The following is a 16,341-nucleotide window of genomic DNA, read 5'->3' on the forward strand; positions in this document are numbered from 1 at the left end:
TTCAGGGTCGGTAATTCTACCTTACGAACACATTTATTAGAGCGAATCGAAAACACATGCTTCAACACAAAGGCACTATTTCAGCGCAACAAAAAAAGCCTTCCTTATGAGAAGGAGGCTTCACCTAGCCGTTATGTATCCCTTACAACTAACGCGAGAACTTATAATACCAAATAATCGCTCTTTCCTTCGCAGTTGCAAAATTCGCATACATCATATTGTCTACTGCGCCAATGACAAAGCCATACTTGGCATATAAGCGACACGCTTGAATGTTCACATCCTGTGTCTCAAGCATAAGACCCGCACAGTTATTTTGCATCGCCCATTCCACAGCCGTCTTCAATAATGCAGTTCCAATTCCCTTATGCCTCCAAGCTGCTGCAACTTGAATATGTTCAATGAGCGCAAATCCATTCCAGTTTGAACAAATTTTCATTTGTCCGACGCAGCTGTCCTCCCCGTAATAGAAGAACACTGCCTTATCTTCGTCCTCTATATAACAGTTATCAAATTCTTCCTCTTCATATTGCTTGAAATACGGCTCATCAAATCGTTCTTCTGTATAAGACCATGTGTCATTTTTATAGGTGGGAACAATCCGACCAATCACAGTAAATCCGTCGTCGTTTGGCTTATTGTAATCATCCCTATTCGAATGTGTCATTTTCACGATCATCGTATCTTGATCCCCTTTCTTACATACTGCCTAAGCAAATGCTCGACAACATATCCTGATTCTATTCGCTCCCCGTTCGTGTATTCCTTCTGCTAATTCATACAGCGAGATGAAAAAAAAGCTTAATCCCCTAACTAAGGAAATTAAGCTTATACTCACTCTACTATTATTCAATTGCTTCCGTTGGCTGACTATCCTGTGATTCCTTGCGAGCAAATGCCCACAAATAGCCGATAAGTGCCCCCGCAATGGCAGGAACGACCCAGCCAAGTCCAGCCGTATACCACGGGAGATGGCTGTACAGTCTCTCCACCGCCCCCATTTCGAAATTCGCCTGCTTCAAGCCATCCGCAATGCTGATTAATGCAGTTGCGAGCAAGCTGCCAATATATACGGCTGAATGTCCATGGAACATGCGATGAAGCAACGCCAAAATGATAAGAACAATGGTAAGTGGGTAAATGGCGGACACGATTGGCGCTGAAAATGAAATAATCTGATCAAGCCCCAAATTGGTTACGGCTACACTTACGACACATAAGATTCCAATCCACTTGTTATACGAAATCCGCGGCATAATGGAATGGAAGTACTCTCCACACGCTGCCAACAGGCCGACCGAAGTCGTTAAGCAAGCAAGAAGGAATACAATCCCAAGCAGTACGGTGCCCCATTTGCCAAATAAGAATAGCACGATTGCAGTCAATATTTGACCGCCATTCGCAGCCCCTTCGATTACAGAATGGCTCGTGGATCCAAGGTACCCGATCATCATGTAAATGATGGCGAGACATACTCCTGCGATCAGCCCAGCCTTAATCGTGATGGCAGACAGCTTCTGTGTGTTCGTAACACCACGCTTGCGTATTGCCGATACGACGACACTACCAAGCAATAGAGCAGACAAGGCATCCATCGTTGAGTAACCATCTATACCACCCTTAAAAGCAGCAAATTGTGCATACCCTTCTGCAGGCACACCATAGTCCCCGAGCGGATGGAATAAACTCTGAATGAAGACGATAATAATCATCACCAACAATATCGGTGTCAGTATTTTTCCGATGCGCTCGAACAGCTTCGATGGATTCAAGCACAACCAATAGCTGATGACAAAATAAATCACGGAATACGTCAATAATGACCAACCGCTTGTTCGAAGCGGCTCTGGAAGGAGTGGGATTGTTCCCATCTCAAACGCTACGCTGCCGGCACGCGGAATGACGAGAAACGGCCCTAGCGCTAAATACGTAATAAGCGTAAACACAAACCCAAATCCTGGATGGACGCGATTTGTAAGCGACTGCAAATCACCAGATTTAGCGATTGCTGCAACACCTAGAATCGGCAGTCCTACTGAGGTAATTAAGAACCCTACCATCGCCTGCCATACACTTGAACCTGCCGCATATCCCACCGCAGGTGGGAATATGAGATTACCTGCACCAAAGAATAAAGCAAATAACATTAACCCAAAAACAAACGTTTCTTTTTTTGATAGTTCAGTCATGCTGCATCTCCTGCTGTTATCTACCGACCTTATTATAGAAATTCATTATAGAAAGCGGGCTTCTTTCCTGTCAAATCCAATTCCTGTGTTGCATTTGCTTCAGATTTATGCTCCTGAGATCGTCAAGCCCTTTACCTTCAGTGATGGCGCATTACATCTGCCTGTGAATCGGATATCACTGCCTACAACCTCTATCTGCTTCAACATCTCGAACAAGTTGCCGGATACCGTGATTTGATTGACAGGACGTACGACTCTCCCCTGCTCGATAAGGAAGCCGGTGCAGGATAACGAGAATTCGCCGGATACGGCATTCGTCCCCGCGTGCAGACCTTGGAGTTGTACAATCATTACACCTCTCTCCATGCCTGCAATCATGTCCTCAAGCGCCGTCGAACCTGGAAGTACATACATATTGTGAGGCGCAATACCGATTTTACCGCGGTACCCGCCCTTAGAGGCATGACCTGTCGAGACCAAACCTGCCTTGCTTGCCGTCTTCCCATTATGCAAATAAGTGAGCAGCTTGCCTTCCTTAATCACTTCCGTACATGTGCAGGCATACCCCTCTGCATCGAACGAGCAAGCACCCAGAACGCCATTCATGAGCGGGTCATCCACAAGGGTGACATTACTTCCCGCTATCTGCTCGCCGATCTTATCCTTCAAGCCTGAGAAGCCCTTATTTACCGCCTCTGCTGAGAAGATGGACGTATAGGAACCTAGCAGCTTGCTGGCTGCATCATGGCGGAAGATGACTGGATATTGATCAGACAATATGGTATCCGCCCCCAGCTTCGACACCGCTTCCTCAACTGCCTTGTGAGCAATAGCCTCGAAGTCAATATCCTCGAAGCGTTCCATGGAGTAATCGAACCAATCGCCTGTCGTCGTCTGGCCAGATTGTGTCGCCACAACGGATAGGCTGCCAACTGCAGTGCTGTATGATGCGCTACAATTCAACCCCTCTGTATTAGCGATCATGACCTCATTCTCAGTGAGCGTAACAGAAGAGCTTCTCACTAAGGTAATCCGTTCATCGGATGCTAGCGCGATTCGCTCCATGTCAATTGCTGCATCAATGAGAAGCTGTGGTGCCGTAAGCAGCAGCTCCGCTTCATGGGTTTTGACCTGCTGATAAGTGGGTGCTCCAGGGAACAACTTGTCTATTTCGCTGCTTTCGAGTGCATGCGCATTACTTCTTGCTTCTTCTATCAGAAATGCAATGACATCCGTTTCTAATTTTTCCGAATAGGCATTGCCCATTTTGCCGTTGAATTCGCCGCGAAATGAGACGCCGCCCGTCTCCTTAATTGTAAATGCGTCGATATCTCCCTTAGAGACACGCACAGAAGTTGAACGAGTCTGTTCATAATAGACTTCCATCTTCACGCAGCCTTGTTTACGCCCTTCTTCAAATAGATGCTGTTGAAATGCTGCAATCTCCAATGCCATCGTTTATTCCCCCTTTCTTCCGCCGACCGTCATGCTAGATACACGAAGCATTGGCTGACCGCAATTGACGGGAATACTGCCGCTCAATGAGCCGCACATGCCTTGACCGTGATCTAGATTGTTGCCTACCATATCAATTTTCTGGAGAACATCGATTCCCTTGCCGATGAGCGTTGCACCTTTGACCGGTTCTTCGATCTTTCCGTTGCGCACGATGTAGCCTTCATTGACCGCAAAATTGAATTCACCTGTCGCTGTATTCACGGAGCCTCCGCCCATTGTCTTGGCATACAGGCCATACTCTGTATTGGCAATAATCTCTTCTGGTGTGGAATGACCTGCTGCAATGTACGTGTTATTCATGCGGGAGGTCGGTGCAAATTGATAGGATTGCCGGCGGCCAGATCCCGTTGACGGCATTCCCATCTTGCGGCTGCCCAGCTTATCAATCAGATAGCCCTTCAGCACCCCATTCTCGATGAGCACATTACGCTGTGTTGGCGATCCTTCATCGTCGATATTCAGCGAGCCCCAAGCATTCGGAATCGTCCCGTCATCGATCGCGGTTACAAGTGGAGACGCCACTTGTTCACCGAGCTTGTCGGCGAACACAGAAGCCTTCTTCGCAACAGCTGTCGCCTCAAGTCCATGTCCGCATGCCTCATGGAATAGGACACCACCAAAGGCATTATCGATAATAACCGGCAGCTTGCCGCTCGGCGCATAGCCGGCGCCTACCATCGTAGTCGCGATGCGGGACGCTTCTCTAGCGTACCAATCAATATCCATCGACTCGATTAACTCCAGACCCGCGTGAGCACCAGGAGCGACGTATCCTCCTTGCTTGACGCCCCCCGCTTCAGCAATTGAGTTGAAGCTCATTCTCGTGTAGGTTCTGCGATCTTCCACCAACAGTCCTTCGGAATTGGCAATGCAAATATCTTGTACCCAGTTATTCAGTGCTATCGAGGTTTGCGTAATCGCTGGGCTGTATGCCATGGATGATGCATGCGCACGTCTCATCCATTCTATCTTGCGTCCCTTTCCCACTTCATTCGGTGGAATAAGAACCGGATGATGATCAACGATGCTCGCTCGACGTAAATCAATCACAATATCTCTGGTTTGACCACGGATCGCTTGTGCAGCTGAAGCAGCTACCTTGATCAGATTATCTGCGGTGCAATCATTCGTATACGCATATACCGCGAACACCCCGTTGAATATGCGTATGCCGACGCCATAATCTCGACCGCCAAGTGCATGTTCTACGATCCCACCAATCATCCCCAAGCTAGACGTCGTCTGATCTTCCATAAATACCTCAGCAAAATCCCCGCCAGTTGCTAAAGCGGCGGTAAGCACATTCTCAATTAACGACGGATGAAGCATAAACTGTGCCCTCCTTGTAAGCTAGATTTCTTAGTTGCATATGTATGTATGTCGAAGCAGAGGATATCCCTAACGAACCATTTTCGTAACATCTCCGATGACGCGTAGCCTATTAATTCGTGTAGCTCGACAGGTAACTCGATGAATGCCTCTCTTCTATATGTAAATGATTATACTATGATTTCTATCATAACCAACTCAAACCAACAAAAAAAAGAATGGTTAACCCACATTAACTCCATCTATCTCCTTCATGCAAGTAAGAAAATTTTCAGCATGAGTCTCATATTTATTAAAAGCAGCGCAAATAGATGCTCAGCAATTGAAGTACCGTGCAAGAGTGACACAGTCTCATATGTACTCGCAAGTTCAGTCTCCATTAATCCTTATCCATATTGGAGGAGAGAAACATGCAACCACATTCTTCAGAAAGAACATCTGCCAGCCCTAATCCGAATCATCGTCGTGCTCGGAAGCTGATGATAATACTCTCACTTGCCGTGGCACTCACAACTGTCGCTCCTGCGTATGCGGCTGATTCGAGTACAGAATCTTCCCCGTCCGCAAGCACAGTAGTACGGAACACACAAGCCTCGAACCCATCAATCGTGACTAACGGCCCCTCCGATCCTAAGGAGGTTGAAGCTTTTGCTGACAAGTTATTTTCTTCACCTTCATTGAAGAAGCTTCCGGGAGCTGTCTTTATCGTCGTCAAGGATGGGCAAGTCTTATTAAGCAAAGGGTATGGCTATGCAGATGTAGAAACCAAAAAGTCCATGGATCCCGATCATACGATTCTAAGATTTGCTTCCATAACGAAGCCCTTCGCATCATTGGCCCTGCTTCAGCTCGCCGAGCAGGGTAAGATTGATCTGAAGAAAGACATCAGCGCGTACATGGGGGATGTCGCCATTCCTCGAAAAGTCGAAGGGTCATTAACAGCTGAGCATCTCATGACGCACACGACTGGTTTCGATTACCCTGAAGCTCCGGACGACATGGCAGTCAAGACGAATGCTGAGTATATTCGCAAGTATATGCCAACGGTTGTACGCAAGCCAGGCACTGTATACAGCTATGACAATTTCGCCTTTCGCCTTCAAGGCTATCTCGTTGAGCGCATAACTGGAGCTCCTTTCCATGAATATGGCATGCAGCATATTTTGCAGCCTCTTGGAATGACGAACAGCAGCTTCGTGATGACGCCTGATGCTAAGAAGGATCTAGCGACAAGCTATAAGAAGACAGGTGAAGTTCTTCCTTATTACGAGGTATCTCCCGCAGACGGCCCCGACGGGAGCCTTGTATCAACCGGTGCGGATATGGCTAAATTTATGATCGCGCTTTTAAATGGCGGTACGTACAAGGGGCAGCGAATCTTACAGCCTGAAACCGTACGCGAGATGGTAAAAATCCGTGTATCCGCTCATCCGAAAATTCCGAATACGACATACGGCTTCGAATCCTTGTTTCAAGAAGCCTATCATGGTGAAACCGTCATAAGCAAGGGTGGAAATCTTCCAGGGTTCGGCTCTTGGTTAAGTCTCTTGCCAGAACAAAATGTCGGCTTTTTGGTCGCATACAATTCCAACGAAGACTCTAGTGTAGATTATCGCAACACGGTTTTTCGTTCCTTTATGAATCACTATTATCCGGACAAACGCCCAGCCCCACCGCAAACAGAGCCCTCGCAAGAGATGAAAAGCAAGCTAGTTGGCCACTACCGTAATCTTCGGATGGGCATCCAGGTCGTTCAAATTGCTGAGCAATCTGACAAAAAATTATCCCTTATCGATCCATTCTACGGAACCCATACATTGACTCAGATCGAACCATGGCTGTTCCGTACGGATCATGGAAAGTTAGTTGGCTTCAAACAGGAAGACAATGGGGAAATTTCCTACATGGATAACAGCAACGTAGCATGGTTCGAGAAGCTCACTGTTCCTAAAGTCCTCTATTCAGATATCGACAAGAATCATCCGTATTATGGATACATTCAAGATATCATGATGAGGAGTGGAGTATCCGAACATCAAGGACAGTTCCGTCCCTCCTCTACCATTACGAGGGCTGAATTCGTCTCCATGCTCATGCAGTGCTTGCGCATGCAGCCTTCGTTGAACGCAGTCTCCTTCACCGATATGAAAGGCCACTGGGCTGCCAAAGACGTTCAAACGGCGTATGAGCTGGGGCTTATCACCGGAGCATCAGGTGAGCTCTTCCGACCTGATCAACCCATTCAACGGCAAGAAGCGGCAATGATTGCGTGGCGAATCGCCCAAGCGTTCGGATCTCCAGTGCAAGAAGCGAAACTGGTTGGTGATACTGACGTCTGGGCATTAGACGGTGTCAAGTATGCTGCCGCTATGCACAAATACGGGCCCGAAATTAAAGCTAACGCAGACGGCACTCTGAATTATGAATCCAAACGCAGCATGCTCAAGCAAGAAGCAGCTGCCTTGATCAGCACATTGCTTGCTCAGCCGATTCCGCGCTAACCACAAGATAGCTCTCGTCGAATCTCTACGTTGCGACGAGAGCTATTTCCTTTTCCAGCAGTCTAGAATGCATTCCCAACCCCAAGGTCATACTATAGGAAAACTTTGTGTAAACGTGGTGAACACATGTCAGCCCACTCCATATTACTAGTCGAAGATGAACAAAGTGTATCTCAATTCATCCAGCTTGAACTTGAGCATGAAGGGTACGAGGTACTTGTCGCTGTAGACGGGGAACAAGCATTAGAATTCTTTCAACAAGGCGAGTGGAGCCTCATCCTGCTAGACTGGATGCTGCCCAAGCTGAACGGCCTTGAAGTATGCCGGAGAATTCGGCGCGTCAGTGATGTCCCAATTATCCTCTTATCTGCTCGTGATTATGTTGGAGATATCATTGCTGGTCTCGATACAGGTGCAGATGATTATATTACGAAGCCGTTCGAGATTGAGGAGCTGCTTGCCCGCATACGCACCGCTTTACGACGCCCCAACCATGCCGCTAATCCGGAAGAGAAGGAAGTATACCAGCTCGCCGATCTCATCTTGGATGTGAAGAAAAGAGTTGTAACCCGTGCTGGGGATCGAATCGAATTAACGCAGCGTGAGTTCGAATTACTTCAATACCTAATGGAACATCTCGGTGAAGTGATTGGCCGTGAACAGCTATTGTCCTCTGTGTGGGGTTATGACTTTGTTGGTGAGACGAATGTCGTCGATGTCTATATCCGATATTTGCGCAACAAGCTGGATCGCGGCTATCAGCATAAGTTAATCCAGACCGTTCGCGGTGTCGGATATGTGCTGCGTGAACCATAAGGAATCAGAAATGATCATGTTCAAGTCACTTATCCAGCAGCTTAAGCATTCTGCCAATACGTTAATGTTCCGCTTCACGATCTGGTATGTTCTTAGCCTATTAGCTGTCATTCTGTTAATCGGGATCTCTATTATGGGTGCAGTCACCCATCTGTTGCTCCAAGACTCCAAGCAGGAACTTTTCGCCGTCGAACGCAAACTAAGGGAAAGTATTCAAGATGGCTTTCTGGAGTGGCAATCCCTTCTCGATGAACTGCTATACCCCGATCACGCGAACTATGATGTTCAAATTGTGTCCTCTGATGGACGCATATTAGCACAAACTCGCAACTGGGACGAGGCTTTCCTCGCCGAACAGAAAAATCGATTCCGATGGTTTGATACCGTGCAGTGGAACACCGATTATGGACTGTTCATCAGAGATGAAGTCATATGGAATCAAACCAATGGGCAGGTCGGTCGAATCTATATTCATGTTCAGCTCCACTCCATTGAACGCATCTTGCTCATTATTACTAAAGTACTTGTCATTACTGCACTTGCCAGCTCAACAGCAGGATCGCTGCTTATTTATCAAATAACAAGAAGGAACCTCTCCCCCCTGTTCAGCATAATGAATTCAATTGTTCAGATGAAGAATTCACCGAATTTAAGGCAGAGGGTTCATGTCCCGAAAACGCCGGTGGAGCTAACGAAATTGGCGGAGCGCTTCAATCAGTTGTTAGATGAGCATGAAGAACTGATTGAACGGGAGATGAACTTTATTACAAATGCTTCACACGAGCTCCGTACTCCGCTGACCGCGTTTCGTGGTCATGTGAAGCTGCTGAAGCGCTGGGGGAATCAAAATGCTGAGGTTCTGCAAAAATCACTGGATTCGCTAGACCTAGAGAGCCAGCGCATGCAGCGGCTTATTGTTCAGCTACTGACGTTAGCCCGTTCAGGCAAAAGCCCCTCACCGAAGGAACAAGTGAATCTTACCGACATTGTCCGAGAAGCAATAAAGCAGCTATGGAAATCCGATTCCAAAATTTCCTTGCGTTTGCATCTGAATAAGGCTGCTTATGTACATGGGGATAAGGAACAATTGCGCCAGGTTGCCATTATTCTCATTGAAAATGCCATAAGGTATACCAATGACCTGGGCTGGATCGAAGTTGCCGTCTATCAAGAGAAAGAAAATGCATGCCTTCGAGTATCGGATTCCGGAATTGGCATACCCGAAGAAGAATTAGATAAAATTTTCGATCGATTTTATCGAGTCGATAAGGCTCGCTCTCGCGTAACGGGAGGCACGGGCTTAGGGCTGCCCATTGCGAAGGAGCTCGTAGAGCAGCATCATGGCACCATTCGAGTTGAGAGCACGATCGGACAGGGCAGCACATTTATTGTGTGCATACCGTACTCGCACAACGCCTGAGAACATACAACAAGCCTAAAGCAGTACATCGTATTGCTTTAGGCTTGTCCATTATAAACTATTTAATTACACGACGAACTTTCGTCAAGCGGGACTCCCACTTGCTCAAGTTGTCAATTCTTACTCCGCCCTTGCCATAAGTGTGTAAGATTTTTCCATTGCCCATATAGATTCCTACATGATGAACCGGAGAGTAGAAGAACAGGAGATCACCCTTCTTCATATTCTTTTTGCTAACTGCAACCCCAACCTTGGATTGCTGCTTCGATGTGCGTGGAAGCTTGATTCCGTGTTTGCCATATACATATTGTGTGAACGAAGAGCAGTCGAATGCTTTCGTGCTTCCCGACTTGGCACCGAATTTATATTTAACACCTAAGTATTTTTTCCCTGTTGCTATAATTTTGTCTGCCTTGGAGCTTTGCGATGTAGAAGCCGCGCTAGCTGTTTGAACAGGCATTACTGCACCTGCTGACAGTGCAAAGGACAATGTTAATGTTACGCATACAAATATTTTTCCAAACTTCTTTTTATTCAACAATATTCTCATCTCCCAGAAAAATGGATAGTGCTGATGTGCTCACCAGCGACGTTACATACCATAACACATAATTTTTATCCATTATTTTCTAGAGAAGAGCTGAAACATTGCTGTTGTTTACTTTTTTGTAATCTATTAGAGCAACATTATAAATTTCTCATCTCTCTCTTCTTGACAAATAGGTCGTTGTGATCGTCCCTCCTTTGGCAGGATAAAAAATAAATAGATTTGATACTAGATCATCAAAATTTTGCGATGCAGCAACTGCCGTTATCTCAGGATGCAGAATAAGCGATGAACACATGAAACAGCGCCATCTCATCGCATACAAACGTTGAAATGGCGCTGCATATGAATTTTATCAATTGCCCAAGCTGCAGAGTCAACTTACATCGTAAGATGATCGTCATAGAGATTAGAGCGGCGCTTGAACCAGTCAAATAAATGCGTAACAACAACCTTGAGCACTGCATACCCAGGCACAGCCAGAATAATGCCCACTACACCGAACAGGTTGCCGGCTGTCAGGATGACGAAAATGATCGTAATCGGATGAATGCGGAGTGTCTTCCCCATAATTTGTGGCGAAATGAACTTCCCTTCCACCAATTGGACAATCGTCCAGACGATGATCATTTTCAGCAGCATCATCGGTGAAGTGACAAGCGCCACGATCATCGCGGGTGTGATTGCAATTGCAGGGCCCAAATACGGTACAATACTCGTACAAGCTGCAATTACTGCTAGAATTAGTGAATATTCAAGCCCAATGATTAAATAGCCCGCATACAGTAAGATGCCGATGCAGAAGCTTACAATAATCTGACCCCGTATGTAGGAACTGATTTGATTATTCATCTCGGACATCACTTGATGGGATTGCTTGCGCAGCGTAGTCGGCAAAAATGTAAGGATATAATCAGGCAGCCGCCGGCCATCCTTCAGTAAATAGAAAAGAACGAATGGAACGATGACAAGGCCGAGAATCGTTTCGGTGACTGCACCTAGAAATCCACCGATTCCATTGAATGTGTTGTTTAAGAGCGAGGTAGCCCGCTCGGACAAGGAGCTTACGAAGTTGCTGGAATTAATATCGATGCTCTGCTGGATACGGTTGAAGAACTCACTGCCGATCATGTCGCGGAACAACGTCTCAATCTGGGTGCTAAACCCTGGAAAGTTGGCAATCAAGTCCATAACTTGCTTCTTAATGACAGGAATAACAGCAAGAACGACGACCGTAATAATGCCGATAATGAGAATATAGAGAATGAGAATGGATATGAATCGTTTGACTCTCCATTGTTCCAGAAGATCAACGATCGGATTCAGCAAGTAATAGAGCACACCTGCTAAAAGCACTGGAAACAGTACTGTCTTAATGAAAATAATGAATGGAGAAAAGATAAATGAGATTTTCGTGAAAAGTAACACGTTCAAACTAACTAACAACACAATCAACAAAAACGAGATCAATCTATGATTCAAGATGAACGTTAACATTCGGCCTGGCCTTGTTGATCGTTTCTCCATGCATTAGCTCCCCTCAGTGTTGGATGTAATCTTAATCACGAATTGCCCCTTCCCATGCGGAATGATTGTTAAATTCCAATCAAATGCTTGCGCAACCCATCGTACTTGTACATACAGTTGGCCGTCTCGGATGATTGGTCCGCGGTATGACTTCTTCAACACTCTACAGACATCCGAGTTTGGAGCACAATCCTGATCTGGTTGATAAACATGGGTGTAATCTTCGTACTCCTCCTTGCCATTCGGATGTGTGCTGACCCAATATCCACGATAGTCATTCCCCCAAACTTCGACTGTCTTGGTCTTCTGCGGTATAGCGTATACATGATAATCATATAATCCCGGTTGAAAAGCATAGGACATGTCGAGCCCCATAGAACCCGTTATTGTGGATAGTGGAACTAGGATCATCCCATGCTCATTCAATATCTCATTTTGTGGTACCGTTGCATTTCCTAGCTGAACTGCATATTTTGATTTCGCAGCAGCAGCGGTATCATCAATATTGACACTCCATCCCAGCAAAGCAAAAACAAGCAGCACACCAGCAAGAAACTTTCTTTTTATGTGATGTACAGTCAACTCCATTCCTCCTTTTTTCGCTTCTCAATTTCAATTGCACACCTACCCACATATTACCACAAATAATTAATCAGTTGAGAAAGACATTTTGAAGCATTTTCTGCATTAAAAAAGCAATGACATGCAACGACAACATCGTCGTTTTCTCTGTCATTGCTAGTTGTTTCTTTCCTCTGCGCAAATTCCCAACCATCCGATGAAATGGTGTATATCCAGACGACCATAGATGGTGCAGCCTTATGGTCTGATGCTACAAACCAGACCACACATCCTTTGCGAATTTCCCTTCCGCTTGCAAACGTTCCAGCCAATGCTTCGCCTCCTCCTCATGAACACGATGCACGTTCTGAAAAGCTTGCCGCACAGCAGCTTCCACATCAGGCGCCATTTTGCTTCCATCTCCGCAGATATATAAGTGGGCTCCCTTATCCAGTAATTCTACGATTTGTTCCGCATGCTGAGCTATAATGTGCTGGACATACGTTTTAGCCTCACCTTCTTTACGCGAGAAGGCGGTATGCACGGTCACAATTCCATCCTGCACGAATCTCTCCAGTTCCTCACGATATAAGTAATCTGCTTCATTCCGGCAGCCGTAATAGAGGATCGCTTGTCCAAGCGATTTTCCTTCTTGCTGCAGCGCCTGTCTAGCCTGCAAAAAGCCGCGGAAAGGTGCCACCCCGGTTCCAGGTCCAACCATGATGATCGGCGTTGCAGGATCGGCAGGGGGCTGGAATTTGGATTCAGGTGTCCGTACGAACATTAGAATCGAGTCGCCGGCTTCACGCGAAGCCAAATAATTGGAGGCAACTCCACGATATTCTCCCATGCCGCTCCAAGCCGGGCCGAGGACGACCCCGACCGTGATGCTCGCCTGCTTCTCCTGAATGTGAGGTGAACTGGAAATGGAATAGTATCGAGCCTTGAGCGGAGGCAGCAGTTCTAAAAAACGCTCGAACGGCATCTCGCAAGCTTCGTATTTCTCAAGCAAATCAAGCATGGAAACCCGTTTGCGCAGCACTTCAGCTACATACTTATCGTCGTCTAGAAGCGATTCCAACTCACGTCTATGAGGCGGGCATGCTGTATAAGACGCCAATTCACGAAGCTGAGCCCGGGTCGCAGCTTCCTGCAATTCTACACTATGACTAAACAAATCGGACAGGCTAACCGGTTGGCCTGTAGGCAGATGAGCCGCACTGCGTCCGCTTGCATTAACGATCAGATGATCGCTGCCGTTCAGCGCGAATCTTTGCAGCACGCGATTCACCTGAGAAGTATGATTGCGCGGCAGCACTCCCAAATGATCGCCTTCCTCATAGGTGACTCCATCAGGGAGTGCGATCTCGATATGACGGGTACTGCGCCCGCTTCCTGCCTGCTGTAACTCACGATTGCTTACAACCTCGGCATGAACCGCTTCATACGAATTGGCAAGCCTGCTGCCTGCATAATCCTTTACGAATTCCACGGTAAGCGTGCTGCGAACGGCTTCAGATTGCTTGCTCAGCTGTAATCCTAGCGCATTCATCATATCTGGCCACAGCTTGGAACGCCAGCTCTCGACATTCAGCTCAAAGTCGCCGCTCGCATCCCCTTCGCCCCGAATCATCAGCCGTTCAGCACCCTTTTTCTGCATCTGCTCGTCAACGAATCGCGGTACATCTTGATAGGTGCTGGCCCAGTTATGATCCCCACATCCAAATACGGAATAGCGGACACCTTCCAGCTCGCCATCGTCAATCTGCTCGAGCCACTCCACGAATGCCTGTGCATTGCTTGGCGGCCTGCCGTTGTAGGAAGAGGTTACAATGAGGAGGGCCCCCGTCTTCGGGAGCTTGCCTACATAGTCATTTAGTGGAGCGACCTCACTGCGGAATCCCTGGTAGCGTCCCTCATCCGCCAGCTCGCGGGCAATGCCCTCGGCCGTTCCGAGATTGGAGCCGTATAGGACGAGCAGCGGAGTGTCGTGGGCTTCGGCCAATGGAGCCTGTTGTTGAGCACTTTCATGCGATTCTGATTCGCCACCCAGCCCTCCTTTTGCAGACAAAGTCCCTGCCCCCAGTTGTTTCCGCAGCCGAATGCGAATCCGAAAATCGTCAGGCTTCAGCGTCAGTGCTTCCTTCACCTTCAGCTGATAGTTGGTATGATCGATTATCTCAAAATGCTTGAGCACCATGCCCAAAACGAGCGCAGCCTCTTGCAGCGCGAACTGCTGCCCGATACACGCGCGTTGACCATTGCCGAACGGCTTGTAGGCATGATGAGGAATTTGGCTCGGGTCTTCAAAGCGTTCGGGTCGGAATTGCTCTGCATCCTCACCCCATACAGCACGGTCTCGATGAAGCCTCGGTACAAGGACATTCACACTCTCGCCCTTTGCAAGCGGGTATTTGCCAGCCAGCAGTGTATCCTCCTTCGCAAATAGTGAGAAAGCCGGGGCGGTCGGCCATAAGCGAAGTGATTCATTAAGTATCATCCGTATGTATGGCAATTGTCTCACTTGTGCATACGTCGGAACAGGATCCGTCAACACACGATCCACTTCCTTGTAAGCCTTCTGCAAGCATTCGGGATGCTTCAGTAAGTAATAGATTGCGAACGACAGCAGGCCGCTTGTCGTCTCGTGACCCGCGATTAGAAACGTAATAATCTGGTATCGGATATTCTCGTCATCTAATGACTCCCCGGTTGCTGGATCTTTTCCGTTAAGCATATGGCTCAACAAATCCTGACCAGCTTCATCCGGCTGCTCCTTCCGCTCCGCAATGATTTTGTCTACGAGCGAGTACATAAACTGGATGTCATGCCGATACTGCCGCTTCGTGACTACCATGAGCTTATCTTGAATATTGAGGCGCTAAAGCTGATGCATTGCTTCGCTTAACGCGCGAACCATGCTTGTAATAAACGGATGGGGCTGATCGCGATAGAAGCTGTTGAATCGATAATTGAATCCACAGAGACCAATCGTATCGAGTGTCAGACGGGTCATGTCTTCAGGCACATCGATACTTTCATCCGGATTCAGCCTCGACCATTTTTGGATAAGCTGCACCGCAATATCAACCATCATCTCATGGTAACCGCGCATAGCCGATTGGCTAAAGCTCGGCAGCAATATATTGTGCGCCTTCCGCCAGTTCGGCTCTTCTGTTTCGCTTGTGAACAGTCCGTCGCCGGTAAATGCCCGCACACTGCGCAAGGGCGCCCATACGTTTTTATCGAAGCGCGATTCGTCGCACGCATCCTTTACCAACTCATGACCAGAGATAAAAATTTCGCTCCTCCCCGGCAAATCAATGCGAAATATAGGGCCATACTCCTCAGCCAACTGTACCATGGATTGAACTGGAGCTTCTAAGTTCAGCTGCGGCAAATTTCCCAGCAGACCAAATGTCTTCGGCTGAGGAATATGGGATGAATTTGATTCTGACATTGCGGTATCTACTCCTTACTAATAGACATATCAAAGCGTATATCCTTTCAGTCTATTATTTGCAATATCGCATCACTTCATCCCAATAGCAAAAGAGCCACTGCAAAACAATAACGGTTCCCCGAAATTATCTTCACAGAGGCTCTTTTACCTAGAGGCTATAAGTGCAGCTTCGCTTACTTACCACAGCTCTTCTTTCTTTTTCTTAGGCTGTCGCTTTATTTTATTCTGAACAGCAGGCAAATGCTTCATGCTTCGAATCATTGGTCCTTTGCAGAGTGGACAAGATTGCTCACCAGAAGCAAACTCGTCTCTTACCCATGCTTTGCATTCCGGATTTCTGCATTTCAGAATTTTTGTGATAATCAATTTCGGTTTGTCGTCTTGACTCGTTGTCACTTTCCAGTACATCCCTTTCCAATCAGCATTCATTTACCATTAGGCCGATAAAATATATCATTACTTAGCGTCAC

12 protein-coding genes and 1 pseudogene are annotated in these 16,341 nt (G+C 47.1%); 3 read left to right on the plus strand and 10 right to left on the minus strand.

Annotation, left to right across the window (positions count from 1 at the left end; genetic code table 11):
* Positions 1-148: 148 nt before the first annotated feature.
* The 4 genes from BP95_RS0104285 to BP95_RS0104300 form a co-directional block, all read right to left on the minus strand.
* Entirely contained in the window at positions 149-679 is a 531-nt protein-coding gene (locus BP95_RS0104285) for a GNAT family N-acetyltransferase (protein ID WP_021253661.1), read from the minus strand.
* Between the two features lie 166 nt (positions 680-845).
* Positions 846-2,189: a branched-chain amino acid transport system II carrier protein gene (brnQ, locus tag BP95_RS0104290; RefSeq protein ID WP_028531485.1), complete on the minus strand. Its 1,344-nt coding sequence runs from the start codon at positions 2,187-2,189 to the stop codon at positions 846-848.
* A 105-nt stretch (positions 2,190-2,294) separates the two neighbouring features.
* A complete protein-coding gene (locus BP95_RS0104295) occupies positions 2,295-3,644 on the minus strand; it encodes a TldD/PmbA family protein (RefSeq protein WP_021253663.1) in 1,350 nt (449 codons plus the stop codon).
* A 3-nt stretch (positions 3,645-3,647) separates the two neighbouring features.
* Positions 3,648-5,036 carry a TldD/PmbA family protein gene (locus tag BP95_RS0104300; protein ID WP_028531487.1) on the minus strand — a complete coding sequence of 463 codons (1,389 nt, stop codon included), beginning with the start codon at positions 5,034-5,036 and terminating at the stop codon, positions 3,648-3,650.
* A gap of 410 nt (positions 5,037-5,446) precedes the next feature.
* Between BP95_RS0104300 and BP95_RS0104305 the strand changes: the two genes are divergently transcribed.
* The 3 genes from BP95_RS0104305 (at position 5,447) to BP95_RS0104315 (ending at position 9,773) form a co-directional block, all read left to right on the plus strand.
* On the plus strand, positions 5,447-7,537 hold the full coding sequence (locus BP95_RS0104305; RefSeq protein ID WP_021253665.1) for a serine hydrolase domain-containing protein: 2,091 nt from the start codon (positions 5,447-5,449) through the stop codon (positions 7,535-7,537).
* A gap of 126 nt (positions 7,538-7,663) precedes the next feature.
* Positions 7,664-8,353 carry a response regulator transcription factor gene (locus tag BP95_RS0104310; RefSeq protein ID WP_021253666.1) on the plus strand — a complete coding sequence of 230 codons (690 nt, stop codon included), beginning with the start codon at positions 7,664-7,666 and terminating at the stop codon, positions 8,351-8,353.
* A 16-nt stretch (positions 8,354-8,369) separates the two neighbouring features.
* The gene (locus tag BP95_RS0104315; protein ID WP_021253667.1) at positions 8,370-9,773 is read left to right on the plus strand and encodes a sensor histidine kinase; all 1,404 of its coding nucleotides are present in this window, start codon (positions 8,370-8,372) and stop codon (positions 9,771-9,773) included.
* 58 nt (positions 9,774-9,831) lie between these two features.
* On the opposite strand, the gene BP95_RS0104320 is transcribed toward BP95_RS0104315, so the two are convergent.
* The 6 genes and pseudogenes from BP95_RS0104320 to BP95_RS0104340 form a co-directional block, all read right to left on the minus strand.
* The gene (locus tag BP95_RS0104320) at positions 9,832-10,323 is read right to left on the minus strand and encodes a C40 family peptidase (protein WP_036590961.1); all 492 of its coding nucleotides are present in this window, start codon (positions 10,321-10,323) and stop codon (positions 9,832-9,834) included.
* A 378-nt stretch (positions 10,324-10,701) separates the two neighbouring features.
* Positions 10,702-11,847 (minus strand): AI-2E family transporter, encoded by a 1,146-nt coding sequence (locus BP95_RS0104325; protein WP_028531490.1) that lies wholly within the window; start codon positions 11,845-11,847, stop codon positions 10,702-10,704.
* A 3-nt stretch (positions 11,848-11,850) separates the two neighbouring features.
* Positions 11,851-12,429, minus strand: a complete 579-nt coding sequence (locus BP95_RS0104330; RefSeq protein ID WP_028531491.1) for a hypothetical protein — start codon at positions 12,427-12,429, stop codon at positions 11,851-11,853.
* Positions 12,430-12,482: 53 nt separating this feature from the next.
* The gene (locus BP95_RS32900; RefSeq protein WP_139170708.1) at positions 12,483-12,740 is read right to left on the minus strand and encodes a hypothetical protein; all 258 of its coding nucleotides are present in this window, start codon (positions 12,738-12,740) and stop codon (positions 12,483-12,485) included.
* A pseudogene (locus BP95_RS29505) lies at positions 12,680-15,868 on the minus strand (bifunctional cytochrome P450/NADPH--P450 reductase). Before BP95_RS29505 ends, BP95_RS32900 begins: the two are co-directional and overlap by 61 nt.
* A gap of 180 nt (positions 15,869-16,048) precedes the next feature.
* Positions 16,049-16,300 carry a cold-inducible protein YdjO-related protein gene (locus BP95_RS0104340; protein WP_227774756.1) on the minus strand — a complete coding sequence of 84 codons (252 nt, stop codon included), beginning with the start codon at positions 16,298-16,300 and terminating at the stop codon, positions 16,049-16,051.
* Positions 16,301-16,341: the final 41 nt, after the last annotated feature.

Source organism: Paenibacillus sp. UNC217MF, assembly GCF_000686865.1.
In the GTDB taxonomy this organism is placed as follows: Bacteria; Bacillota; Bacilli; order Paenibacillales; family Paenibacillaceae; genus Paenibacillus_B; species Paenibacillus_B suaedae.